Annotated in this window: 20 protein-coding genes; 10 read left to right on the plus strand and 10 right to left on the minus strand. The window is 60.5% G+C overall.

Annotation, left to right across the window (positions count from 1 at the left end; all coding sequences use genetic code 11):
• Positions 1-314: 314 nt before the first annotated feature.
• From ACESWY_RS07920 to ACESWY_RS07930, 3 genes are all read right to left on the minus strand, one after another.
• Positions 315-1,355, minus strand: a complete 1,041-nt coding sequence (locus ACESWY_RS07920) for a Gfo/Idh/MocA family oxidoreductase (RefSeq protein WP_373093873.1) — start codon at positions 1,353-1,355, stop codon at positions 315-317.
• A gap of 69 nt (positions 1,356-1,424) precedes the next feature.
• Positions 1,425-2,681 (minus strand): MFS transporter, encoded by a 1,257-nt coding sequence (locus ACESWY_RS07925; RefSeq protein ID WP_195240106.1) that lies wholly within the window; start codon positions 2,679-2,681, stop codon positions 1,425-1,427.
• A gap of 66 nt (positions 2,682-2,747) precedes the next feature.
• Complete coding sequence (locus tag ACESWY_RS07930; protein ID WP_118934451.1) at positions 2,748-3,629, minus strand: SDR family NAD(P)-dependent oxidoreductase; 882 nt, start codon at positions 3,627-3,629, stop codon at positions 2,748-2,750.
• 232 nt (positions 3,630-3,861) lie between these two features.
• On the opposite strand from ACESWY_RS07930, the gene ACESWY_RS07935 reads away from it, so the two are divergent.
• The gene (locus tag ACESWY_RS07935; RefSeq protein WP_368135183.1) at positions 3,862-4,740 is read left to right on the plus strand and encodes a LysR family transcriptional regulator; all 879 of its coding nucleotides are present in this window, start codon (positions 3,862-3,864) and stop codon (positions 4,738-4,740) included.
• 43 nt (positions 4,741-4,783) lie between these two features.
• Here the strand turns inward: ACESWY_RS07935 and ACESWY_RS07940 are convergent, their stop codons facing one another.
• The 4 genes from ACESWY_RS07940 to ACESWY_RS07955 form a co-directional block, all read right to left on the minus strand.
• Positions 4,784-5,875, minus strand: a complete 1,092-nt coding sequence (locus ACESWY_RS07940) for a GGDEF domain-containing protein (protein WP_373093875.1) — start codon at positions 5,873-5,875, stop codon at positions 4,784-4,786.
• 447 nt (positions 5,876-6,322) lie between these two features.
• Positions 6,323-8,242: an ABC transporter ATP-binding protein gene (locus ACESWY_RS07945; RefSeq protein WP_373093877.1), complete on the minus strand. Its 1,920-nt coding sequence runs from the start codon at positions 8,240-8,242 to the stop codon at positions 6,323-6,325.
• Positions 8,235-10,049, minus strand: a complete 1,815-nt coding sequence (locus ACESWY_RS07950; protein WP_346976930.1) for an ABC transporter ATP-binding protein — start codon at positions 10,047-10,049, stop codon at positions 8,235-8,237. The genes ACESWY_RS07945 and ACESWY_RS07950 overlap by 8 nt, the downstream gene beginning before the upstream one ends.
• Positions 10,042-10,548 carry a MarR family winged helix-turn-helix transcriptional regulator gene (locus tag ACESWY_RS07955; RefSeq protein WP_195240123.1) on the minus strand — a complete coding sequence of 169 codons (507 nt, stop codon included), beginning with the start codon at positions 10,546-10,548 and terminating at the stop codon, positions 10,042-10,044. Before ACESWY_RS07955 ends, ACESWY_RS07950 begins: the two co-directional genes overlap by 8 nt.
• A 538-nt stretch (positions 10,549-11,086) precedes the next feature.
• Here ACESWY_RS07955 and ACESWY_RS07960 point away from each other — a divergent pair.
• The 3 genes from ACESWY_RS07960 to ACESWY_RS07970 all read left to right on the plus strand — a co-directional run bounded on the left by ACESWY_RS07960 (position 11,087) and on the right by ACESWY_RS07970 (position 13,778).
• The gene (locus tag ACESWY_RS07960; RefSeq protein WP_035138774.1) at positions 11,087-11,911 is read left to right on the plus strand and encodes a PfkB family carbohydrate kinase; all 825 of its coding nucleotides are present in this window, start codon (positions 11,087-11,089) and stop codon (positions 11,909-11,911) included.
• Positions 11,904-12,233: a TIGR04076 family protein gene (locus ACESWY_RS07965; RefSeq protein WP_215674512.1), complete on the plus strand. Its 330-nt coding sequence runs from the start codon at positions 11,904-11,906 to the stop codon at positions 12,231-12,233. The genes ACESWY_RS07960 and ACESWY_RS07965 overlap by 8 nt, the downstream gene beginning before the upstream one ends.
• 183 nt (positions 12,234-12,416) lie before the next feature.
• Positions 12,417-13,778, plus strand: a complete 1,362-nt coding sequence (locus tag ACESWY_RS07970) for an ATP-binding protein (RefSeq protein ID WP_373093880.1) — start codon at positions 12,417-12,419, stop codon at positions 13,776-13,778.
• 186 nt (positions 13,779-13,964) lie between these two features.
• Here the strand turns inward: ACESWY_RS07970 and ACESWY_RS07975 are convergent, their stop codons facing one another.
• From ACESWY_RS07975 to ACESWY_RS07985, 3 genes are all read right to left on the minus strand, one after another.
• Entirely contained in the window at positions 13,965-14,411 is a 447-nt protein-coding gene (locus tag ACESWY_RS07975; RefSeq protein WP_373093882.1) for a low molecular weight protein-tyrosine-phosphatase, read from the minus strand.
• Between the two features lie 33 nt (positions 14,412-14,444).
• Positions 14,445-15,815: an ATP-binding protein gene (locus ACESWY_RS07980; protein WP_250787170.1), complete on the minus strand. Its 1,371-nt coding sequence runs from the start codon at positions 15,813-15,815 to the stop codon at positions 14,445-14,447.
• A 195-nt stretch (positions 15,816-16,010) separates the two neighbouring features.
• A complete protein-coding gene (locus tag ACESWY_RS07985; RefSeq protein WP_373093883.1) occupies positions 16,011-17,273 on the minus strand; it encodes an MFS transporter in 1,263 nt (420 codons plus the stop codon).
• 152 nt (positions 17,274-17,425) lie between these two features.
• On the opposite strand from ACESWY_RS07985, the gene idi reads away from it, so the two are divergent.
• The 6 genes from idi (at position 17,426) to ACESWY_RS08015 (ending at position 23,168) form a co-directional block, all read left to right on the plus strand.
• Entirely contained in the window at positions 17,426-18,073 is a 648-nt protein-coding gene (gene idi, locus ACESWY_RS07990; RefSeq protein ID WP_373093884.1) for an isopentenyl-diphosphate Delta-isomerase, read from the plus strand.
• Positions 18,074-18,251: 178 nt separating this feature from the next.
• Complete coding sequence (locus ACESWY_RS07995; protein WP_373093886.1) at positions 18,252-19,121, plus strand: hypothetical protein; 870 nt, start codon at positions 18,252-18,254, stop codon at positions 19,119-19,121.
• Positions 19,122-19,200: 79 nt separating this feature from the next.
• Positions 19,201-20,094: an aldose 1-epimerase family protein gene (locus ACESWY_RS08000; protein WP_373093888.1), complete on the plus strand. Its 894-nt coding sequence runs from the start codon at positions 19,201-19,203 to the stop codon at positions 20,092-20,094.
• Between the two features lie 181 nt (positions 20,095-20,275).
• The gene (locus ACESWY_RS08005; protein ID WP_373093890.1) at positions 20,276-21,202 is read left to right on the plus strand and encodes a transporter substrate-binding domain-containing protein; all 927 of its coding nucleotides are present in this window, start codon (positions 20,276-20,278) and stop codon (positions 21,200-21,202) included.
• Between the two features lie 9 nt (positions 21,203-21,211).
• On the plus strand, positions 21,212-22,360 hold the full coding sequence (locus tag ACESWY_RS08010; RefSeq protein ID WP_152067887.1) for an amino acid ABC transporter permease: 1,149 nt from the start codon (positions 21,212-21,214) through the stop codon (positions 22,358-22,360).
• 22 nt (positions 22,361-22,382) lie between these two features.
• Positions 22,383-23,168, plus strand: coding sequence for an amino acid ABC transporter ATP-binding protein (locus ACESWY_RS08015; protein WP_118099385.1), 786 nt, complete (start codon positions 22,383-22,385; stop codon positions 23,166-23,168).
• The last annotated feature ends 62 nt before the right edge of the window (positions 23,169-23,230 follow it).

The following is a 23,230-nucleotide window of genomic DNA, read 5'->3' on the forward strand; positions in this document are numbered from 1 at the left end:
TATTACGAGCTCCTGTGCGAATTGGAGAGAACGCTCCCGCAAACTGCCTCTTGACAACTTATAGGAGCGTCGGTTTTTACTTCGCGAAATTTGGCACGGTTGAGGGCGATCGGTTAAACGTAGTAGATAGGCGCATTTCGTGGCGAACGAATCAGGCCGAGGTGCAAAATGGCCCCTCGCCCCAGAAAAATCGTCGGAAAGGTAGCAAAATGCCCCGCGGGCAGGAGGCTGCTCGCGGGGCAAAGAAGAGGGGCTTGTTGGTGGCGGACCGAAGGGTTCGGCATGGGGCTTCTGCCGCGGTCTGCCCTAAGGCGTTACAGCTCGACGAGCTGGCCGGTCTCGGCGGCCTCCTTGATAGCGTTGAGAAGCGTGAGCGTCTTAACGTTGTCGGCGGGGGTCACGACGGGCTCGACCTCGCGGCGGACAACCTTCACAAAGTGCTTGAGCTGCATCTTGTGCGGCAGCGCCGGGTCGACGGCCGGGATCTCCATCTGCAGCGGCTTGTGCCAGTTGGAGGCGCCGTCGTAGGAGAACTGATGCAGGCGGGGCAGCGACAAGGCGCCCAAGGTACCGCCAATAAAGTAGGCGTCGGCGTCGAAGGGGCGATACTGCGGATCCTCGCGAGCGGTTGCCTCCCAGTTCCAGGGGCTGGCGGTGGCGTCGGAGATGGTCATGCTTGCGAGCGCGCCATCGGCAAAACGGACGTTGACCACGGCGGAGTCCTCGGTCTCAAAACCGCGGGCGGCGCTGGACTGCATGCCCTGGACGGCAACGGGCTCGCCCAGCAGGTAGCGGAGCAGGTCGACGTCGTGCACCAGGTTGACCAGGATCGGGCCGGCACCCTTCTTGCGACGCCACTCGACATCGAAGTACTCGTCATTCTTATAGATCATATAGTGGAAGCTCGACACGGTGAGCTTGCCCAGCTCGCCGGACTCGATGATCTCCTTGGCCTTGTTGACGAAGGGGTTATGGCGACGGTGCTGACCCACGAGCACGGGCACGCCGGCGGTCTCGGCCTCGGCGGCGAAGGCCTGAGCATCCTCGAGGTCGTTGGAGATCGGCTTTTCGACCAGCGGCACGATGTTGCGCTTGATGGCCTCGCGGGCAACGCCCAGGTGCAGGTCGTTGGGGGTGGCGATAATGACGGCCTCGGGCTTGACCTCGTCCATCATCTGGGCGGGATCGGTATAAAACGGCACGCCGGCGGCCTCGGCCGTGGCGCGGGCGCCCTCAAAGGCGTCAGCGATGGCGACGAGCTCGGCCTCGGGCTCCTCGGTGACAAAGCGGATGTGGTTGCGGCCCATGGCGCCGGCACCGATAACGGCAATGCGGACGGGGTTGAGCTCAGGCATTTCGACTCCTTAATACTGGTGACCAGTGGAATGCGACAAAGGGGCTGTCCCTTTGTCGCATCGGTAAAACTAGGCGGACTTCTTCTTGCTGTCGGAGACCATCATGTAGACGGTGAGCACGACGGCGATGGCGGCGATCACAATAGCGCCGTAGAAGGACTGCTGGTAGGCGGCGCTGCCGGCCTCGGCGTGATACAGCACGGCGGTGATGGGCTGGCTGATCCAGGTGGAAGCGGCGTAGCCCAAAAACATGATGCCGTAGTTGACGCCGATGTTGCTGGTGCCGAAGGCGCCACCGGTGAGCGGCGGGTAGATGACGAGCAGGGCGCCAAAGCTAAAGCCGAGCAGGGCGAGCGCCACAAAGAACATGCCCTGCGTAAAGCTCATCGACATGATGACGAGTGCGACGATGGTGACGACAAGGCTGATGAGCAGCGACTTATAGGCGCCGAGCTTGTCGATGATCTGGCCAAAGGACAGACGGCCAACCAGGTTGGCGCAGGTGTTGACGGAGACCACCACACCGCCGAGGGCGACGGCCGCGGCGCTCGTGGGGTCGGCGAAGAGCTGGACGGCGGCGATGGAGGCAACCTTGCCCACGAGCAGGGTGCCCGCGGTGGCGGCAAAGGCGAAGGTGACGATGAGGACCCAGAAGCGCGGGGTCTTGACCATCTCGCCCGGGGTGAGGTCGCCGAAGGTGCCGGCATGCGCGCCGCCCTTGGGGGCCTCGAAGCCCTCGGGCAGCCAACCGGCCTCGGGGGCCTTCAGGAACAGGGCGGAGGCGGCGATCATCACAAAGAAGATGACGCCGAGCGCCTTAAGGGCGCCAAAGATGCCCAGGCTCGGGATGAGCAGCGAGGCGAGCACTGGGGACAGCACGGCGGGGCCGGCGGTTGAAGCGGCCAGGGTGATGCCGGAGGCGAGACCCTTCTTGTCGATGAACCACTTTTGGCCGGTGGTGAGCGCCGGGTTGTAGCCCAGGCCGTTGCCGACGGCGGCGACGAGCGAGAACCACAGGTAGAACTGCCACGGCTCGGTGACGGTACCGGACATGAACCAGCCCACGCCGTAGCACACGGCGGCGGCGATCACGACGTTGCGCGGGCCGATCTTATCGGAGATGCGGCCGGCGAAGATGCCCGTCACGGCCATGATGGTCTGAAAGACCGGGAAGGCCCAGGTAAGGGCGCTCGACCACTCGGGGTAGACGGCGAGTAGGTTCTTGCTCACGACGGAATACAGCGCGATGGAGCTGATGAAGAACATGGTGACGCACGCGGCGGAAAGCACGACGGCGCGACCCTTGTTGGAGTTGGTGGAAGCCATTGGACTCTTTCTAATCGATACGGGGGAGGAACGGGCGTGTCCGCGGGTCCTCCCTGTCGGGTTGGTTTACTGGTCAGTCGGCTTGGCGACGCCGGACTCATCGGACCAAAGCTCGACACCCTTGTTCTTGAGGTAGTTGTCGGCATAGGCGCGACGGCCGCCGGGCTTGGCGGTGAGGTCGCCCATCATGTTGGAGAAGCCGCCGTCGACCTTGATGGCGTCGCCGGTGGTAAAGTCCGAGCGCTTGGACGCCAGGAACATGACGGCGTTGGCGATATCGCTGACCTCGCCGATGCGGCGCGTGGCGATCAGGCGGCTGCGGCTCTTTTCGACCTCGGGGTCGGCGTAGAAGTTGGCCGACATCGGGGTCTTAACGAAGCAGGGCTCGACGCAGTTAGAGCGGACGCCGTAGGGGCCCCACTCGGCGGCGAGCATCTTGGACATCATGTTGACGCCGGCCTTGGTGGAGCTGTACACGCCCGAGAACGTCTCGGGGGAGTGGCTGGCAACGGTCGAGATGTGCACCAGGCGACCCTGGCCGGCCTTGATCATCTCGCGACCAAATCGCTGCGAGGTGATGAAGTAGCCGGTGAGGTTGACGTTGAGCACCTGCTCCCAGTCGCTCAGCGGCAGGTCTTCCATGGCGGCGAAGCGCAGGATGCCGGCGGTGTTGACGAGAACGTCGACGCGGCCGAAGTCGGCGATGGTGGCATCGACGGCGGCCTGAACCTCGGCCTCGTCGGTGGCGTTCATCTTGTAGCCCTCGGCGTGGATGCCAAACTCGGCGGCGAGGTCGGCGGCTGCGGCCTTGACCTTTTCCTCGTCCAGGTCGAGCAGGACGACATTGGCGCCGTTGCGGGCGAATTCGCGGCAGATCTCGACGCCCATACCGCCGAGTGCGCCGGTCACGGCGCAGACATCGCCCTCGAGCTTAAGCCAGTTGCTCATAGGAACTTCCCTTCTTGTGCCTCCCGGTGGGCCGTTTCCATTAATCGACCCACGTGGTTTTCGCAGGTTATCGTATGCTTTGCATTTGCGCAGGTGAATTGCATATTTGTTAGAATGGCGTTAACCGTAGGTTTATACTGTGCGATGCAGTTTTTCTCAATCGAGCGCGTGACCTGCCAAAACGACCCCCTGTGGCGCCATGCGTTCACAGGCGCGAAAACGGGAGATTGACGTGTACGATCGACGACTCGAGGCCATATCGGCCGCCGCGGAGCTGGGAAGCTTCTCACGTGCGGCGGCAAAATTGCGCGTGTCGACCCCGGCGCTCGTCAAACAGGTGTCGGGTTTCGAGGCCGAGTTCGGCATCACACTGTTCGAACGCTCGCACTCGGGCGTCAAGGTGACACCGGCCGGCGCGTTACTGGTAGACGACGCGCGCTCGATTATGCGCCAGTCCGAGGACGCGCTGCGCCGCGCCCGACGCGCGGCGGGCGATGGCGGTGCCGTGCGCCTGGGCGTGTCGATGATGTGCCCGGGGCGCCAAACGCTGTCGATGTGGTCGGGCATCCACGATCTGGAACCGTCGCTGCGATTTGAGATCGTGCCGGTGAGCGACCTCTATGACGAGCGCGAATCCGTCATGCGCAGCTTGGGTCGCGAGGTCGATGTGGTGCAGTCGAGTTTTTCGACCCCGCGCTGGGGTGATGCCTGCCAAAAGCTCCGCATCGTCAACGTACCGTTTTATATCGACCTGCCGCGCACGAGCCCGCTGGCGCGCAAGGCACGCATTACGGTTGCCGACCTGGAGGGCATGCGCCTGCGCGTGCTCCGCCACGGCAACGACGCCATGGACAGTCTGCGTATCGACCTTTTGGCCGACGGCGGCGTTGACGTGATCGACGTGGACAGCTTTGACTTTGCGCTCTTTAACGAGGCGGAGGAAAAGGGCGACGCGGTGCTCACCTGCGGGGCGTGGTCGGGGGTGCACCCGGCCTTTGTGGGCGTGCCGTTCCTGTGCGGCCGCGAGGTACCGGTCTTTTTGCACTATCCGCTCGAGCCCACCCTCCAAGTCCAAAAATTCGTCAACGCCATGGCACAACTTCTCAAATAGCCAAAAGAGTCCCGTCCCAAATTAGCTACCCTTTGCTACGGGTTTAGCGGTCCTCGCGTTGCGGCCCGGCTGCCTCGGCTGTCTTTACGCGGTTCTTGTCGATGTACATGTTTTTGTCGGCCTGAGAAAAGAGCTCACGCATCATAGGCGGTTCATCAAAATCACTGGAAAGCGCGTAGCCCACCGCATAGCTGATAGGCATGTCGGGGTGAGCCCCGGAATACTCGTTCACGTTCGCACGAACCCGAGCGAGACAGGATTCCACAGCGGCTCGGTCGGCATCCCACAGCACCGCGATAAACTCATCGCCGCCGTCGCGACCCACAAAGCAGGTCTCGGACGCCACACTTCCCAGTTGTTGGGCAAAAGAGCGAATGTATTCATCGCCCTTCTCATGGCCGAAGTTGTTATTGACCATATGCAGATTGTTAAGATCGAAGACGCACAGCGCAACGGGCGCCTCCGCGGAGACAGGCTGCTCCTGCCCCAAGATCTCCTCGCACTTATTCTTATTGGGCAGTCCTGTGGCTTCGTCGAGATAGACTTTGCTCTGCAGCTCGCGGTTGAGCGCGGCAGTGCGCACCGCGCGAACAAGTTCGACCGCAAAGGTCGCCACCAAGCCCACGATGTCGATGATCACCAAGCCCTCGAGATAGTTGAGCGCCGACGCCTTCTCCTGAGAGTAGTCCTCTGCGAGTCGCGTAGCATCGTCGCAAATGCCAAAGAACTCCTCGCTCATGGAGATGATGTCGGTGCTCTCGTAGCCGACTTCGCGCACGCGGCTAATCTCGGCGCAAAGCTCATCATAATAATTTGCAAGCTCGATCATCTTTGCCTGATACTCATCGTCGTCGAGACGGATGAGGTTGAGGTCGTCACTTCCGTAACGCAAGCCGTTGATGTATGAATCCACGGCTTTGAGCAGGTCGTCTTGAGGCTGGCCCGCGTCCTCGAGCTTAACGATTCGCTGCGTGGTACCGCGCACCAGACCGGCGTAGTTGACCACGCGCGCCGTGCCCTGGATATCGGAGACGAGCAGCATAACATTAATGAAGAAGAAGATGAGAACTGCCGTGAGCACCATCATGAGCAGGCGCATCGCCCGACTGGCTTTCTTGGCGACAGAAGTATTCACAAGTCACTCCCCTAAATGACAAAAAAGCAAGTAACACGCAGTGTGCTGAAATTCACGTGAGGCCAACTCTACCATATGGGCCAGCAGCCTCAAACTGCAGCAGACGCTCGTCCAAATTGGCGTGACGCTTGCCTTGTTGTTCTTGACCTGGTTGCGCTATCGGACATGCTTCTGGTCTTGGATCACCATGGGAAAGCTCATCCCGTTTTGTGCGTCTAGAGTGGGATGCGGCTTCCCAAAGGTGCCGTTAGGGGAAACTGCATCCCAGTTTGAACCCTTGAAATGGGATGCAGTTTCCCGGAGGGGCCCCAGCGGGAAACGGCATCCCATTCTGGGCCCGAAAAGTGGGATACGGTTTCCCGTCAGCACCAAAAAGCCCCCGCAGCTCAGTTCATGAACTGCGGGGGCTTTGTGCGTTGTGGAGCTTTGTGTCCAGTTCGCCGGACGTTATTCGAGCTCAAACGCTCCGGTGTAGAGCTGGTAGTAATATCCGCGCTTGGCGATCAGCTCGTCGTGGTTGCCGCGCTCGATAATACGGCCGTGGTCCAGACAGATGATTGCGTCGGAGTTGCGCACGGTGGACAGGCGGTGCGCGATGACAAACGTCGTGCGGCCCTCCATGAGCTTGTCCATGCCCGCTTGCACGATAGCCTCGGTGCGGGTGTCAATGCTCGACGTGGCCTCGTCCAGAATCATCGCCGGCGGATCGGCGACGGCGGCGCGTGCGATCGAGATCAACTGGCGCTGGCCCTGCGATAGCTGCGCGCCGTTGCCGGTGAGCATCGTGTCGTAGCCGTCGGGCAGGCGGGTGATAAAGTCGTCCGCGCCGGCGAGCTTTGCTGCCGCGATGCACTCCTCGTCGGTAGCGTCCAGGTTGCCGTAGCGGATGTTATCCATCACGGTGCCGGTGAACAGGTTTACGTCCTGCAGCACCACGCCCAGCGAGCGGCGCAGGTCTGCCTTGCGGATCTTGTTGACGTTGATGCCGTCGTAGCGAATCTTGCCGTCGGCGATGTCATAGAAGCGGTTGATGAGGTTGGTGATGGTCGTCTTGCCGGCACCGGTGGCGCCGACAAACGCGACCTTCTGGCCCGGCTTGGCAAACACGGACACGCCGTGCAGCACCTCGTGGTCGGGCGTGTAGCCAAAGTCGACGTTGTCCATGACCAGGTCGCCACGCAGCGGCACGTACTCGATCTCGCCGGTTGCGCGGTGCGGATGTTTCCACGCCCACATGCCAGTGTGGTGGTCGGCCTCCTCGAGCTGCCAGGTATCGGGGTTCACCTGAGCGTTGACAAGCGTCACATAGCCTTCGTCGGCTTCGGGCTCCTCGTCGATGAGCTCAAAGATACGGTCGGCGCCGGCGAGGCCCATGACCACGGCGTTGATCTGCTGCGAGATCTGGCCGATCTGTCCACAGAACTGCTTGGTCATGTTGAGGAACGGCACCACGACGGCGATGGACAGCGCCATGCCCGAGATGCTCAGGTTGGGCACGCCCAGCGCTAGGAAAATGCCGCCGGCCAGTGCGACCAGCACGTAGAGCAGGTTGCCCAGGTTCATAAGGATGGGCATGAGGATGTTGGCGTACATGTTGGCCTTCTGCGAGACCTCGAAGAGCTTTTCGTTGCGCTCGTCAAAATCGGCTTCGGCGGCAGACTCGTGGCAGAATGCCTTGACGACCTTCTGGCCGTTCATGACTTCCTCGATATGGCCCTCGACAACGCCGAGCTCGGTCTGCTGCGCAATAAAGAAGCGCGCGGAGTTGGAGCCGAGCAGCTTGGTCATAAAGGTCATAAAGGCGACGCCGGCAATAATGACCAAGCACATCCACACGCTGTAGTACAGCATGATAAAGAACACCGTGACGATGACGATGACCGTCATGAGCAGGTTGGGCAGCGACTGGCTGATCATCTGGCGCAGCGTGTCGATGTCATTGGTGTAGTGGCTCATGATGTCGCCGCGCTGGTGCGTGTCGAAGTAGCGGATCGGCAGGTCCTGCATGCGGTTGAACATCTTCTCGCGCAGCTTCTCCAGCGAGCCCTGCGTGACGATGGCCATGGCGCGGTTCCAGAAGAGCGAGGACAGGATGCCGATGCCGTAGATGCAGGCGAGGGTGGTCACGAGCTGTGCGATCTTGGGCTGCGCGGCTCCCCAATCGCCCGACTGCCACGATTCGCTAATAATCTGCAGGGCGCTCTGAAGGAAGGTCGCGCCGATGGAGTTGATGATGGCGCAGAGCACCACGCCGGCGACGACGAGGGGCAAAAGCACGGGGTAAAAGCCAAAGAGCGTCTTGATGAGGCGCGACATGGTGCCGCCCTTGCGGTTGAGCGTGCGCTCGGCGGTCGTTGCCTTACTCATGTGCCTCGCCTCCTTCCTGGGTCTGAGCTTGCGTTACGGATGCCTCGGTGTCGGCCTCGACGGCCTCTTCGCCCTCGGCAGACATCTTGTTCTGCGAGGTAAAGGTCTCGCGGTAGATCTCGCTCGTCTTGAGCAGCTCGTCGTGGTTACCGATCTGCGCGATGCGGCCGCCCTCCATGACGATGATGCGGTCTGCGTCCTGCACGGAGCTAATGCGCTGGGCGATGATGAGCTTGGTCGTGTTGGGCAGATAGCTTGCCAGCCCTGCGCGAATCTTGGCGTCGGTCTTGGTGTCGACGGCGCTCGTGGAGTCGTCCAGGATCAAGATCTTGGGGCGACGCAGCAGGGCACGCGCAATGCACAGGCGCTGCTTCTGACCGCCGGAAACATTGGAGCCGCCCTGTTCGATCCAGGTGTCATAGCCCTTGGGGAAGCCGTCGACAAACTCGTCGGCGCAGGCCAGATGCGCGGCCTCGCGGACCTCTTCGTCGGTGGCGTTCGGGTCGCCCCAACGCAGGTTCTCGGCAATCGTGCCGCTAAACAGCACGTTTTTCTGCAGCACCATGGCCACCTGGTGGCGCAGGGCGTCCAAGTCGTAGTCGCGTACATCCACGCCGCCCACGCGCACGGTACCCTCGGTGGCGTCGTACAGGCGGGCGATGAGGTTTACGAGCGTGGACTTGGCCGAGCCGGTGCCGCCGATGATGCCGATGGTCTCGCCGCTCTTAATGTGCAGGTCGATATCGTCGAGCGCCTGGCGCTTCGCATGCGCGGAATACTTAAAGCTCACGTGGTCAAAGTCGATGGAGCCATCGGCGACCTCGAGCACGGGCTCGGCGGGATCGGCGATCGTGGGCTCGGCGGCCAGCACCTCGGTGATGCGGTGCGCCGATTCGTCGGCCATGGTCACCATGACAAAGATCATCGATAGCTGCATCAGGCTCATGAGGATTTGGAAGCCATAGGTAAAGATCGAGGAGAGCTGGCCCACGTCGAACAGCGTGCCCTGGCTCGTGATGATGAGCTTGGAGCCCAGGTAGATGATGACGACAAACGCGCCGTTGACGCAGATGTTCATCATGGGGTTGTTAAAGGCAAGCAGCTTCTCGGCGCGGGTGAAGTCCATCTGGACGTCGCGTGCGGCGGTCGCGAACTTCTCCTTCTCAAAGTCTTCGCGCACGTAGCTCTTGACCACGCGCATGCCGGTGACGTTTTCCTCGACGGACTCGTTAAGGGCGTCGTACTTGTGGAACACGCGCGAGAAGATGGGACGCACCTTAAAGATGATAAAGAACAGCCCAAAGCCCAGCAGCGGAATGATGACCAGGTAGACCATGGCGACGCTGCCGCCCATGATAAATGCCATGGTAAAGGCGAAGATCAATACCAGCGGCGCGCGCACGGCGATACGGATGATCATCATAAAGGCCTGCTGCACGTTGTTGATATCGGTGGTCAGGCGCGTGACGAGCGAGGAGCTCGAGAACTCATCGATGTTGGCAAAGCTGAACGTCTGGATCTTGTAGAACAGGTCGTGACGCAGGTTCTTAGCGAAGCCGCAACTCGCATGGCTGCAGGTGACGCCGGCAGCGGCGCCAAAAGCAAGCGACGTCAGCGCGATGAGCACCAAAAAGCCCGCGGTGGGAAGCATCTCGGCTACGGTGGTGCCATCTTTGATGGCGTCGATCAGGTTGGCGGTGATAAATGGAATCAGCATCTCGCAGAGCACCTCGCCAAGCACGAGCAACGGCGTGGCAACGGTGACTTTTATATAGTCGCGGATGCTGCCCATGAGGGTTTTAATCATCCAGTTCCTCCCAGGTTACACGGATTTTCTCGAGCATTTCGGCGAGCTGCTCGCGCTCGTCGTGGGTGAGGGCACCAAAGGCCTGCTCTCTAAAGCGAATGCGGGCTGCCTGGTCGATGCGGGCGTTTTCCCGGCCGGTTTCGGTCAGGCGAATGGTGAGCTGCCGTCGATCCTTGGGGTTACGGCTGCGCTCGATGAGGCCGTTGAGCTCGAGTTTGGACAGGATCTCGGAAAGCGACCCCGGCTTGAGGTCAAAGTGCATGCCGAGTTCCTGCTGCGACATCTCGCCGCCGGGTTGCTTGGCCAGCAGGCAGATGATGGGCGCCTTGCCGGACACGCCTCCGCCATGAAAATGCATGTAATGGCCGCAAAAGCCCAGGCCATTGAGGATGCGCTTGGCAAGCTTGTCTTCTGAGCTAACCGCTTCGGGTGCATCCGCCGGCTGTGACGGGTCGCCGTCGGGCTCGTGCGAACAAAGGTTAAGAGGTTCATTGCACATGAATTAGTGTTGCTCCTTTCTTTAGTTAGGTAGTGGAATTGTTTTGTGCCTAACCAATCTAGGAGCATGAGAAATGAATGTCAAGGTACCAAAGTAGTGGTTACGCGGTTTTACCAAACCGCGTAACGGCTCGACGCTGCAAACCCGCCAGAGCGGCAATCTGCCTTTCAACTTCGGCGGCATGACCTTATAGTTACGGCGTTTTACCAAACGCCGTAACCGGCCGACGCTGCAAACGCTCCTAAGCGGCAATCTGGCGTTCAATCGTCGTGCATGGCCACAAGGCCTATGCCCTCCTCTTTCACGCCACCTTGCTCGCTTAGGAACGTTTTTGCTGTCCGTCCTCAACCTGTGATTCCGCCACGGTCCGTTTCGGTGCATGCAATCCCTTGGGGACGGAGGAAAAGGGATCATTTTCCGTAACCTTTCCGCAACAATTTACCCTTCGCGCTGCTCGACTCCGCTCACAACGTCCCCTGCGCTACACTTAGTCGCACTGTGGCGCTGCTGCGCCGTGCCCGAACCAAGGGAGACCCTCATGAAGAACACTCAGCTGCTGCTGATCAACGATATGTGCGGCTACGGCAAGGTCGCGCTTTCCGCCATGCTGCCGGTGCTGTCGCACATGGGCTACCGCATCCACAACCTGCCGACGGCACTTGTGTCCGATACGCTCAACTATCCCAAGTTCTACATCCACGACACCACCGAGTACGTGCGCCAGAGCCTCGCCATCTGGGAGGAGCTCGGCTTTGAGTTCGACGCCATCTCTACCGGCTTTATCGTGACCGAGGAAGAGACGCGCATCATTTCGGACTTCTGCCACCGTCGCGCGCAAAAGGGTACCAAGGTGTTCGTCGACCCCATCATGGGCGACAACGGCAAGCTCTACGCCGGCGTGCCCGAGTCCACGATCGGTCTCATGCGCAGCCTGCTCGAGTGCGCCGACTATGCGGTGCCAAACTACACCGAGGCGTGCCTGCTCACCGATACGCCCATTGCCGAGCAAATCACGCCCGATGAGGGCCGCACTCTTGTGGATGCCGTGCGTGCCCTGGGCGCCAAGTCGGTGGTCATTACGAGCGCTGTGGTCGACGGTGCGAATGTCGTCATCGGTTACGACCATGTGGCGGGGGAGTACTTCACGATTCCCTTCGACCTGATCCCGGTCTATTTCCCGGGCACGGGTGACACGTTCTCGGCGGTGCTCGTCGGCCGCGTTATGGCAGGTTGGAGTTTGCAACGCGCGACGTCCGATGCCATGCGCGTGGTGGCTGAGCTTATCGAGCGCAATGCCGACCAAGAGGACAAGTCGGCTGGCCTTCCCATCGAGGCCTGCCTGGATGTGATTGACCATGAGTAATGCTGGCGAGGGCGGCGCCAAGCCTGCGGGCGAGAACAAGCCGCTCGGCGCGCCGCGGGGCAAGCGTCCGCGCATCCGCGTGAGCTGCGTGGACCAGCTGGGTGCGTGCCGCTGCCACCATGGTCACAAGCCGGGCGACGTTTTTGACTTCGACCGAGACCGCGGCAAGATGTGTGCCATGGCCTGCCATGTGGGCTTTCCCTATATCGATATCCTGCGCTATGGCGGAACCGTGCCTGGCAACGAGCCCGGTACGGCAAAGTTCTGCTGCCCCGAGGTCGATACGCTGAACGTCTGGCTTGCCGAGATCGTCGACGAGTAGTCGAGCGCAATGTGACAAAGGGACAGTCCCTTTGTCACATTCGCCGGGGCTGCCCCTTCTTTTTGCTTATAATCCTAAATCTCTGCATTTCATCCGATTTTAGGTTCTAAAAATCCTACATTTCATCGATAATTAAGCGCATAAAACTTTGCATTTCATTTGATGACACTGAGGGGAGAGCCTATGCTGCGCAGGAAAATAGCGGCAGAGCTGGAGCGTTGGCTGAAGTCTGCCGAGCAAAAGGCCTTATTCATCACGGGTTCTCGCCAGATCGGCAAAAGCTATTCGATTCGCGCATTTGGCAAAGCCAGCCATGCAACCTACATCGAGCTCAATCTCATGGAAAATCGCCAGGCAAAAGATGCTCTTCTCGAGGCGCGGAATGCCGATGATTTCATCAGCAGGGTGACGCTTCTTTCGGGAAAGTCGATTGCACCAGGCAAAACGCTCGTGTTTATCGATGAGGTCCAAGAGGCCCCCGACATCATGACGATGGCAAAGTTCCTTGTAGAGGACGGGAGGTGCCGCTGGGCGTTTTCGGGGTCAATGCTCGGGACCCAGTTCAAGGGCGTCAGGTCCTATCCCGTGGGGTATGTCCACGAGCTTAGGATGTTCCCGCTCGATTTTGAGGAGTTTTGCTGGGCAACCGGGGTGAGCGAGGGGGCTCGCCAAACGATACGTGACGCGTGTATCAGCGAGAGGCCCATTCCTGATTACATTCATGACGCGATGATGGCAAACTTCAGGACCTATACCGTTGTCGGCGGAATGCCGGAGGTCGTGCAGCGTTTCCTTGACACGCAGGGCGACCTTGCCTCTGTTCGTCAGCTGCAGTCAGAGCTCAACGAACAGTACCGGCGGGATATCTCCAAGTATGCAAGCGGGCGAGCCCTGCAGGTGCAGAGCATCTACGATCAGCTCCCTATTATGCTCGAGGGCGAAAACAAGCGCTTCGTGCTCAATTCCATTGACCCCAAGGCTCACTACGAGAAGTATCAGCGAGATTTTGTATGGCTTGTCGATGCCGGCGTTGCTCTCAAAGCCGATATCGTAACCGAGCCAAAATCGCCCCTGCTCAAGACGGCACGGCCATCGCAGTTCAAGCTATATCAATCGGATACGGGCATGTTGATGGCGCGCTACCCCGTTGGAGTCGCCCAAGCGGCGTATCTTGATAGCAAAGAGCCCAATCTGGGCGGCATTTACGAAAACGTGGTGGCCCAGCAGCTAGCTGCCCAAAATCGCCAGCTTTACTACTATCAGACAAAAAAGCGCGGCGAAGTGGACTTTGTGGTCGATGGACCGGATGGGACGGCTGTTCCGATCGAGGTTAAATCGGGCTCCTATTACCACGCGCACGCTGCGCTCGGTCATGTGCTTGATACGGCTGAATATGGCGTAAGGCTCGGGATTGTTTTCTCGAGAGGCAACGTTGAGCGCAACGGAGCGGTTCTCTATTTGCCGCTATATGCGACCTGGGCCCTTTCGGATGTTTTGGGCGACTCCTGCGCCGAAGGGATAAAGCTGGAGGTCAAGCCGGTCTAGGGCCAGTCCCGGATGTGGCAAAGGGGTAGTCCCTTTGTCACATTCATGAGCGTGGATTTTCTCCCACCGAGATAACGAGCGTGGATTTTCTCCCGTTTAGAGCGCACTCGAACGCTCAAAGTGGGAGAAAATCCACGCTCGTTTTATGCCGATGGCGTGGCCCGTGTGCCCGCGCCGCCCGAGCGCCTACAGCTGCTCGAGCATGGCGGTGCAACCGGCGAGTACATCGCGGTAGGTGGCGTCGAAATTGCCGGTGTACCAGGGGTCGGCCACGTCGCCGGGGCGATCGGTCCAATCGAGCAGGCGCGAGATCTTGCCATCGGGGTCCTTCCCAAAAATTCGGTACAGGGCGCGGGCGTTCTCGTCGTCCATATAGACAATGTGGTCCCAGTCGCCATACTCCGCGCGACGCACCTGACGTGCGCGATGTGCGACGACGGGAATCCCGACCTCGCGTAGCTTGGCAATGGTGCCGTGGTGTGGCGGGTTGCCGATCTCCTCGGTCGAGGTCGCAGCGGAATCAATGACAAACTCGCCCGCGCGCCCGGCGCGCCGCACTAGCTCGGTAAACACGGACTCAGCCATCGTCGAGCGACAGATGTTCCCATGGCAGATAAAAAGAATGCGTTGCATGAGCGGCTTCCTTTCTAGGCGGTCGCGCAGGGCTTACAGACTGCTCTTGAGGCAGTTTGCTCCAATAAAGCCCGCTGCGTACAAGGGGAGGTGGCGCAGCTCGCGCCCGTCATCGGTTTCGCTGCGGGAAAAATTGTTCTCGGACAAAATGTAGGCATATGGCGATCGGGCTTTGTCCATAAACGACCCGAGGGTTCTCGCGCGCACGTTACGTGCGGACTTTACTTCGACGGGCACAATTTCCATACGGTCGGTCTGAAGTAAAAAATCGAGCTCGCCGGTCGTCTTCCAAGACGACGGCGGCACCCAGTAATACGTCTGCAAGCTATTGCCCGAAAACGCTTGCATGACCGAGTTTTCCGCCAGGGCGCCTCGGAAATCGGAAGATAGCGCTATGGCGGAATCCTCTTTGAGGTCGAGCCAGAGCCGCGGGTTGATGCCGAGTTTGTAGAACATGAGGCCGGTATCGAGAAGATAGACCTTAAAGAAACTTCCATCTTCGTCGTCGAAGGGAACGAGGGGAGGCTCGATGCCTTCGGTCAGGTTGTTGACCGATATGATGCCGGCGCCTTCGAGCCAGTCGAGCGGCTCGATAAGCTTGGCGCGACGGCCTCCGCGTTCGACCTCGGAGTACTTGAATTTTTTTGTGGACGATCTCAGCAGCTGGGACGGAATGGAGCGCCAGACCTTGCGCGCCGCCACGCCGCTGATCCCGTTTTCGGGGTCGGTCATATCAGCGGTATAGGTCTCGTCGATTTCGCGCTGCTCGACGCGCGCATCCTCGATGGATAACGTCTTGCGATATGCGTTGACGGCGGCGGGCATGCCGCCCACGATCTGGTATCGATGAAACAGGCTGAGCGCGGCTTGGTGCACGGCGTAGGTCTCGAGCGTGCCGGCGTGGGTACGAATGGCATTGACCATCTGCTCCTCGTCGAGCGCCCAGAGAAACTCCTCGAACGACATAGGATGCATGGTCTCTTGACGAACGCCGCTGGGAAAAGGCAACTTGCGCTTGCGCGTGGCGACGCCGAGCTGACTGCCGGTCGCGCATATGCGCCAGCCCGAACCCGAAAAAAAGCGAAGCGAGTTGAGCGCCCGTTCGCAGAGCTGCACCTCGTCAAACAGGATGAAGGCGGTTTCTTTGCGAATGGGGGTGCGTTTATAGTCTGAGATTCGCGCCACGATGGCGTCAACGTCGTCGGTGGGACAGTCGAACAGCGGAGCGATCAGCTCAAGATCGGTCTGAAAGTCGAGTTTGACAAACGCATCGCCGGCGATCCGTCTGCCGATTTCCTCGGCAACGTACGTTTTGCCTACGCGTCGCGCACCACGGATGAGGAGGGGGCGCGACGCGTCCTTTGTCGCCCATGATTCGATAACGGATTCGATTGATCTGCGCATGGGGCCGCCTTTCCAATTTCGTGTACTTCAGATACATAGTTTAGTACGATTTCATGTACTTGGAATACACGAAATAGTAGAAAAGTGTGTATCTGAAGTACCCGAAATTGCACTACTGGAGCTTGCAGGCGGATAAACACTACTCGTATGGGACGGTTTTCACCGGTTGCTCGCCACCTTGGGCTATGTTCGCCCCTATGCCTGCATCCGGGGCTGTGCTGATTGACGACGGCGCTCCCAGCGAGCCAACTTAATCGTCACCAGCGTGAGCGCCCAGGCCACAAGCGAGAACACGGCACCGACCGCGCCTACATATGCAATGCCAACTCCGCTTACCACGGCGCCGCCCACTGCGGTGCCAAACGAGATGCCGACGTTAAACGCCATGGGCTCAACCGAACTTGCGAGTACCATCGACTTGGGGTGGCGGCTGCGTGCCACATCCATAAAGTGTGTGATGCACGACACCGAGAACAGGTACATGAGCAGCGCCAAGCTAAAGACAAAGACCAGCGCGAGCGGCATGGTGCCGCCCAAAGCAAACAGCCCGAGTAACGCCGCAGCCTGCAGCACAAACGTCACAAGCAGCGCCTTCATGCCAAAGCGCGCATCGATCCACCCGCCCAGGATGTTCGAGATCAGGCAGAACACGCCGTAGGCCATGAGCGTGGTGCTGGCTTCGACCGTGCCCATGCCCAGCACCTGCTCAAGATAAGGCGTCACGTAGCCGTAGAACACATAGACCGAGCCCACGCCAAACAAAAAGATGAGCATGCCGGTGATGATGCTCGGCTCGCGTAGCAGACCCGCCTGCTCGCGAAAGGTGGCAGGCTCGTCGGTTTGCCCGGCGCGCGGCATAAACGCCACGAGCGCTCCGCAGATCAAAACGGCAAAGGTCAGCGTGCCGTACATGGCCACGTGCCAATCGAGCGTGTCGGCCACAAACTTGCCGATCGAAGTCACAAAGACCATCGCCACGGAAAACGCACCATATACCACCGAGATGGCAAGCGAAGTTTGCTGCGGGGACAGCAGCTCGGGGATGTACGTCACGCCCACGGCGAGCAGTGCGCCCGAGACGGAGCCCAGGATGATGCGCGAGATGAACAGCACCTGGAAGTTGGGCGTCAACGCCATGACCAGGTTGCCGAGCACAAAGACGATGCTGTAGCACACGAGCAGCTGGTAGCGGCGAAAACGCCCCGTGCTGAGCGCGAGCACCGGCGTCGCGATAGCGTAGACCAGTGCGAACACGCTAATAAGTTGGCCTGCGGTGGCAAGCGATACGCCGAGTTCCGTTGCCAAGTCACTTTCGATGCCGATGACCACGAACTCGGAGCAGCCGAGCGAGAATCCCAACAGCACGAGCAGCGCCAGGCAGAGCTTGGTGCGCGCGGGGGAGAGCGCGGCGGCGGTTGACTTACTTTTAGGCGTGGTTGCGGCGGTCAAGGTTGTCACTCCAATGTCGCATGAATAAGCGGGATTCAATCCCTGCAACTCTAACAGAATGTGACGAAGGGGCAGTCCCTTTGTCACATGGAAAGCTTGCCTGTATAGTCGCAATACAGGTGAAGATGGTCTCAGGTACATTGCGGGCGACAGGAGATCCCATGGGTATGCACACGACAAAGGTTGCAGTGGGCGAGGGCAAGTTTGCGCTTGAGGAGGCCGCAGCCCGCATTCTGCGCGCCGGCTGGGATGAGGGCGGCGCGGGCGCCGAGGTCGTGGCGGTCGATGCCGCGACCGGCGAGGCGCTTGGTCCCGTCGACCGCATCGAGGCCCATACCGGCGAGGGCATTTTGCATCAAGCATTTCTGACGCTTTTGGTCGAGGGCCAGGGCGAAGACGCGCGCCTGCTGCTCTGTCGCCGCAGTCCGCTCAAGCGACTGTGGGGCGGGGTGCTGGCCGATAGCTGTGCCGGCCATCCGCTCTCCGGGGAAGACGTCGCGGCCGCCACGGCGCGCCGCATCAACGAAGAGCTCGGCATTACGCGCGAGCCCGATCAGCTCAAGCACCTCGGTCACGTGGTGTACCGCGAGGACCACGGTGACGGTCGCTGCGAGTGCGAATGGTGCGAGGTCTACCTCGCCCATGTTGAGCCCGGCGAGCTGCATATCAACCGGGAGGAGATCTCGGAAGTGCGTCCGGTGGCCCCGTCCGAGCTCGACGGCTACCTGCAGGGTCACCCCGAGCAGCTGGCCCCCTGGCTCCGCGAGGCTCTCAGCGACCCATCCATCCGTACGGCCCTCGCTATGTGACAAAGGGACAGTCCCTTTGTCACATCCAAACCGTCACAACATTCGGCGAAAATCTCGAAAACGAGGAAAAACGTCGAATGTTGTGACGGTTTTCGTGTCCGGCGCGGGTGAGCTTCGGTGCCGTCTGGGGGTATAAGACTAGCGAGTGTTTATTTGCGAGGCCTAAGGGGCGCCCCGTATGGATATCGATAACTTTGAATGGTGGTATAGCGAGGGCGAGGCTCCGGACGAGGAGTGGGACGAGCCCGCGTCGCGTGACGTGTCGAGCGACGAGGACGAGACCGGCAACGATGCCGCTGTCGAGCCTGATGCCGCCTCCGATGCCGCCGAGCCCCTGACCTTTGAGCAGGCTTGGGCCCAAGCCGAGGCCGATGAGGCTAAGGCCGATGCCACGGCCACACTCGGTGAGCCGGCGGACATGTCCATCTCGCCGGCAAAGATCCCGCAGCCGCGTCACACCATCGACCCCGACAGCACGGCATCCTTCAGCATTCTCGACGTGCCCGCGCAAGGCGCCCAGGCGCCTGCGCCCACACATCGCCCCGACCTGGCTCGTGAGGAAGACGCGGGCCGCCGTTCTCCGCTCGGCCCCATCCTCATCGCCTTCATGGCCGGCGTTATCGCCTGCTCGGCAATCGGTAGCGTTTGGAGCCATGTCGAGCAGCAGCGTCAAGACGCCGCCAAGGTCGAGATGTCTGTCGAGCAATCGCTCAGCCGCACGCGCTCGGTACATGTGTCGGTCGAGGTCAAGGACGGCGCGATGTGGGACACCGCGCGTGGCGACAGCCAAATGCTCATCCACATCGTGGGGCGTACGCTCAAAGGGCAGACGATTGACGAGTATCAATACGTCAATTCCGCTGGTGACGGCATCGAGCTCAAGCCCGGCGACTACGAGCTCACCGTCGACGAACCGCCCGTCGCCACCGACGGCACGCGCTTCAGCGCCTCAAAGCGCATGGTTCCCGTGAGCTTTAACTCGCAGGCGCCCGATACGGTCGATAGCACTCCGCAGGGCGGGTTTGACCTTTACGCTATTGCTCAATAACTGCGCCTGTCGCTCAACCCCGCCGCCAAGAGTGGGACAATAGCCCTCGACACTATTGTTAACTTTTGGAGGAAGCAGCATGTCCACCGTCACTACCATCAAGCGCGGCAGTCTTACCGCGGCCATCGATTCCATGGGTGCCCAGCTCACGAGCCTTGCCCTCAACGGCAACGAGTATCTGTGGCAGGGCGACCCCGCCTTTTGGGGCAAGCATGCGCCCATCCTGTTCCCCATTGTGGGTTCGCTGCGCAACAACACGGCAACGTCTGCGGCCGGTACCTGCGAGATGCCGCGCCACGGACTCGCGCGCATCGTCGAGCACAAGCTGGTCGAGGTTTCGGAGGACGGCTCCTCGGTAACGTACGAGATCACCGACACGCCCGAGTCGCTCAAGGCCTTTCCGTACCACTTTAAGCTCAACATGACCTATGCCCTGACTGGTGACGCCACGCTTACCCAGACCTTTGCCGTTACGAACACCGGCGACGTGGACCTGCCGTTCTCGGTGGGCGGCCACCCCGCGTTTAACGTACCGGCTCCCGGTGCCGAGGGCGAGGCATTCGAGGACTACGAGCTGGCATTTACCGAGGCTTGGACCAACGAGGCCCCCATCATCACGCCCGATGGCCTCATGACGTTCGAGGGTAGCTACAAGGCTCCCGATAACTCGGACGTGCTGCCCATCACGCACCGCAGCTTCGATAACGATGCCATCATGTTCACCGATACCCCGGGCTCCACGCTCACACTGCGCGGCCGCAAGTCGGGCCACGGCGTCAAGATCGACTTTGAGGGCTTTAAGTACATCGGCGTGTGGTCTGCCGCCAACGACGCTCCGTTTGTGGCGCTCGAGCCCTGGACCGGTCATACCACCATGGACACCGAGGACGATGTCTTTGAGCACAAGGTCAACACCATCACCCTGGCCCCGGGCGAGACGGACAAGCGCAGTTTTAGCGTTACCTTGCTCTAGAGGTTCCGCCGCTCGGTCGATGCTGCGCGTCGTCCAGAGCGACAAGTTGTCATTGCCAAAACATCGGCGTCCCCAATGACTACCGCGTGTCTATTAATTTTTCGAGCTTGTGCTGCGCTGCTAGTTGCTGGCGTATATCCTGTTAAGTCGTCAGCATACGATTCAACAGGGAAGGCAGATTATGCATTCTCCCCATCAACGCGACGCGCATCCACAGCCGGTGTGCAGCCGTCGCATCTTTTTGGGTAGCGCTCTCGCTGCGAGCGCTTCTGTCGTCGCCGGCGCACTTGCCGGTTGCCAGCGCCCCTCCACGCTGGAAGTAGTTCAGCCCACGACGGGCGGCGGTCGCGACGACCTGTCCGATTCCGTGATCGGCAAGGATAAGATCCGCATTGGCATGGAGGCGGCCTACGCCCCGTACAACTGGCAGGTTTCCGAAGCCAGCGAGTACACCATCCCCATCGACAACGTGCAGGGCGCCTATGCCGATGGTTACGACGTGCAGATCGCCAAGATCGTCTGCAAGGCCCTCGGCGGCGAGCCCGTTGCCGTCAAGCAGAGCTTCTCGGGTCTTATCGATTCGCTCAACAACGGCCAAATCGACCTCATCATCGCCGGCATGAGCGCCACGCCCGAGCGCGAGGAGTCCGTCGGCTTTTCCGACCCGTACTTCATTGGCTACTTTGGCCTGTTCGTAAAAGAGGGTTCGCCCTACCAAAACGCCACCAAGCTCAGCGACTTTAGCGGCGCCACGGTGCTCGGCCAAAAGGACACCATGCTCGATACCGTCATCGACGAGATCCCGGGCGTCGTTCACAAGAACCCGGTCGATTCGGTCCCCACGGTGTTTTCGAACCTGCTGCAGGGCACCTGCGACGCCGTGACCTACAACACTGAGAACGAGAAGGGCTATATGGCCCAAAACCCGGGTATCGTGCCGATTCAATTTGCCGAGGGCGAGGGCTTTAAGCAGGAGGTCACGGCAAACGTCGGCTGCCGCAAGGGCTCGGACAAGCTGCTTAAGCTCATCGACAAGGCACTCAAGGGCATTAGCCAAGAGGAGCGCGACCAAATGTGGGACGCGTGCTTCGACCGTCAGCCGGCATAGGGAGGCAGCATGAAAACCATCAATCGCCTGGCCTCCTTTATCAAGGCCGACCACCGTTATGTATACCTGGGCACGAGCGTTATCGCGGCGCTCGGCCTGGCGTTTAGCCAGCGCAACCCCACGCCGCTGAGCTTCTTGGCCCCCACGGGCGTGTTCCAAGATTGCCTTTGGGCGATCCTGTGGGCGTGGCTCGTCGTGTCGGCGGCGGCGCTGGTCACCAAGCTTATGCACTGGAGCGACTATCGCGAAAAGTCGCCGTTCGCATCCGAGCGTTTCCGTCGTGGAGCATGCCTGGGCAGCTACGTCGTGGTCGCCATCGCGGCGATCTTTTTCGTGGACCGCTGCGTCATGTCGTTTATCGACCTGGTGCAGGTGAGCATTGTCTCGGATTCCAACCCCAGCGACTTTTTGTCGAGCCTGGTCTACATGACCTACAAGAGCGGGGACTTCTTCATTCGCGGTATCGAGATCACCATCGCGCTTGCGACCTTCGGCACCGTCATCGCATTCTTCCTGGCGCTGCTCTTTGTGTTCTTGCGAATTCAGACCTTCGATCGCGTGGACAACGACCTGGTGCGCTTCTTTAAGAGTATCGGCCGCGGCTTTGCGACCATCTACTCCACCATCGTGCGCGGCACGCCCATGATGGTCCAGGGCTTGCTCATCTATTACGCGGGCTTCACCGTTTTGCGTGGCATGGGCTTCGAGACCGCCCAGGCCAACCAGATTTGGAGTACCTTCACCGCCGGCCTTGTCACCATCTCGCTCAACTCCACCGCCTACATGATGGAGGTCCTGCGCGGCGGCATCGAATCCATCGATCCCGGCCAGGCCGAGGCAGCGCGCTCGCTGGGCCTGTCGCAGTGGCAGGCTATGCGCAAGGTCGTGTTCCCCCAGGGCATTAAAAACGCTATTCCGGCACTCACCAACGAGCTCATCATCAACATCAAGGATTCGTCGGTGCTCTCGGTCATCGGCGTGTTCGACCTTATGTACGCTACTACCACGGTCGCCGGCGTGTACTACCGCCAGATGGAGGTCTACTGCGTGGCGCTCGTGGTCTACCTAATCCTGACGCTCGTGGCGAGCCGCCTGCTCGAAGCCTTTGGCAAAAAACTCGGTGCCGAGGCTCCGGCCACGCTGCCCAGCTCCAACTAGGCTCAAGACGAGGAGAATCATCATGGCAGATACCGCTACTACCGGCGTTGCGGCCGCCGCACAGACCAATGAGCCGCTCATCCGCGTCGAGGGCCTGCGCAAGAGCTTCGGCTCGCTCGAGGTGCTCAAGGGCATCGACCTGTCCGTTAACCCCGGCGAGGTCGTCACTATTATTGGCGCCTCAGGATCGGGCAAATCGACCTTTCTGCGCTGCCTCAACCTGCTCGAGACCCCGGACGCGGGCCACATCTGGTTCCACGGCCAGGACCTCACGGCCGAGCGCTGCAACATCAACAAGCTGCGCGAGGACATCGGCATGGTGTTCCAGGGCTTTAACCTGTTCAACAACATGGACGTGCTCGACAACTGCACGCTCGCGCCCGTCACGCTCAAAAAGATGAGCAAGGCCGAGGCCGAGAAGGTCGCGATGGAGCATCTGACGAGCGTGGGGCTCGAGAAGTTCGCGCACGCCGCCGTGGGTCGCCTGTCCGGCGGCCAAAAGCAGCGCGTTGCCATCGCTCGTGCCCTATGCATGAATCCACAGATCATGCTGTTTGACGAGCCGACTTCCGCACTCGACCCCGAGATCGTGGGAGAGGTGCTTGAGGTCATGCGCAAGCTCGCTGCCGACGGCATGACCATGGTGGTCGTCACACACGAGATGGCCTTTGCCCGCACGGTGTCCGACCGCGTGGTCTTTATGGACAAGGGCGTAGTGCTCGAGGATGCCGCGCCGGCCGAGCTCTTCGGCAACCCCAAACACCAACGTACCCGCGAGTTCCTCTCGCGTTATCTCGAGGACAAGTAGCCGACCGCAAACGCTTATGTGGCAGGGCCGCTCCGGTGGGGCGGCCCTCGTCATCACAATCG

It is taken from the genome of Collinsella aerofaciens ATCC 25986 (assembly GCF_964237925.1).
Lineage (GTDB): Bacteria > Actinomycetota > Coriobacteriia > Coriobacteriales > Coriobacteriaceae > Collinsella > Collinsella aerofaciens_BJ.

Coding starts and splice junctions, on each gene's coding strand:
- ACESWY_RS07920 (WP_373093873.1), bottom strand. CDS start 1,355: ATGCCTGAGCTCAACCCCGTCCGCATTGCCGTTATCGGTGCCGGCGCC.
- ACESWY_RS07925 (WP_195240106.1), bottom strand. CDS start 2,681: ATGGCTTCCACCAACTCCAACAAGGGTCGCGCCGTCGTGCTTTCCGCC.
- ACESWY_RS07930 (WP_118934451.1), bottom strand. CDS start 3,629: ATGAGCAACTGGCTTAAGCTCGAGGGCGATGTCTGCGCCGTGACCGGC.
- ACESWY_RS07945 (WP_373093877.1), bottom strand. CDS start 8,242: ATGAGTAAGGCAACGACCGCCGAGCGCACGCTCAACCGCAAGGGCGGC.
- ACESWY_RS07950 (WP_346976930.1), bottom strand. CDS start 10,049: ATGATTAAAACCCTCATGGGCAGCATCCGCGACTATATAAAAGTCACC.
- ACESWY_RS07955 (WP_195240123.1), bottom strand. CDS start 10,548: ATGTGCAATGAACCTCTTAACCTTTGTTCGCACGAGCCCGACGGCGAC.
- ACESWY_RS07960 (WP_035138774.1), top strand. CDS start 11,087: ATGAAGAACACTCAGCTGCTGCTGATCAACGATATGTGCGGCTACGGC.
- ACESWY_RS07965 (WP_215674512.1), top strand. CDS start 11,904: ATGAGTAATGCTGGCGAGGGCGGCGCCAAGCCTGCGGGCGAGAACAAG.
- ACESWY_RS07970 (WP_373093880.1), top strand. CDS start 12,417: ATGCTGCGCAGGAAAATAGCGGCAGAGCTGGAGCGTTGGCTGAAGTCT.
- ACESWY_RS07975 (WP_373093882.1), bottom strand. CDS start 14,411: ATGCAACGCATTCTTTTTATCTGCCATGGGAACATCTGTCGCTCGACG.
- ACESWY_RS07980 (WP_250787170.1), bottom strand. CDS start 15,815: ATGCGCAGATCAATCGAATCCGTTATCGAATCATGGGCGACAAAGGAC.
- idi (WP_373093884.1), top strand. CDS start 17,426: ATGGGTATGCACACGACAAAGGTTGCAGTGGGCGAGGGCAAGTTTGCG.
- ACESWY_RS07995 (WP_373093886.1), top strand. CDS start 18,252: ATGGATATCGATAACTTTGAATGGTGGTATAGCGAGGGCGAGGCTCCG.
- ACESWY_RS08000 (WP_373093888.1), top strand. CDS start 19,201: ATGTCCACCGTCACTACCATCAAGCGCGGCAGTCTTACCGCGGCCATC.
- ACESWY_RS08005 (WP_373093890.1), top strand. CDS start 20,276: ATGCATTCTCCCCATCAACGCGACGCGCATCCACAGCCGGTGTGCAGC.
- ACESWY_RS08010 (WP_152067887.1), top strand. CDS start 21,212: ATGAAAACCATCAATCGCCTGGCCTCCTTTATCAAGGCCGACCACCGT.
- ACESWY_RS08015 (WP_118099385.1), top strand. CDS start 22,383: ATGGCAGATACCGCTACTACCGGCGTTGCGGCCGCCGCACAGACCAAT.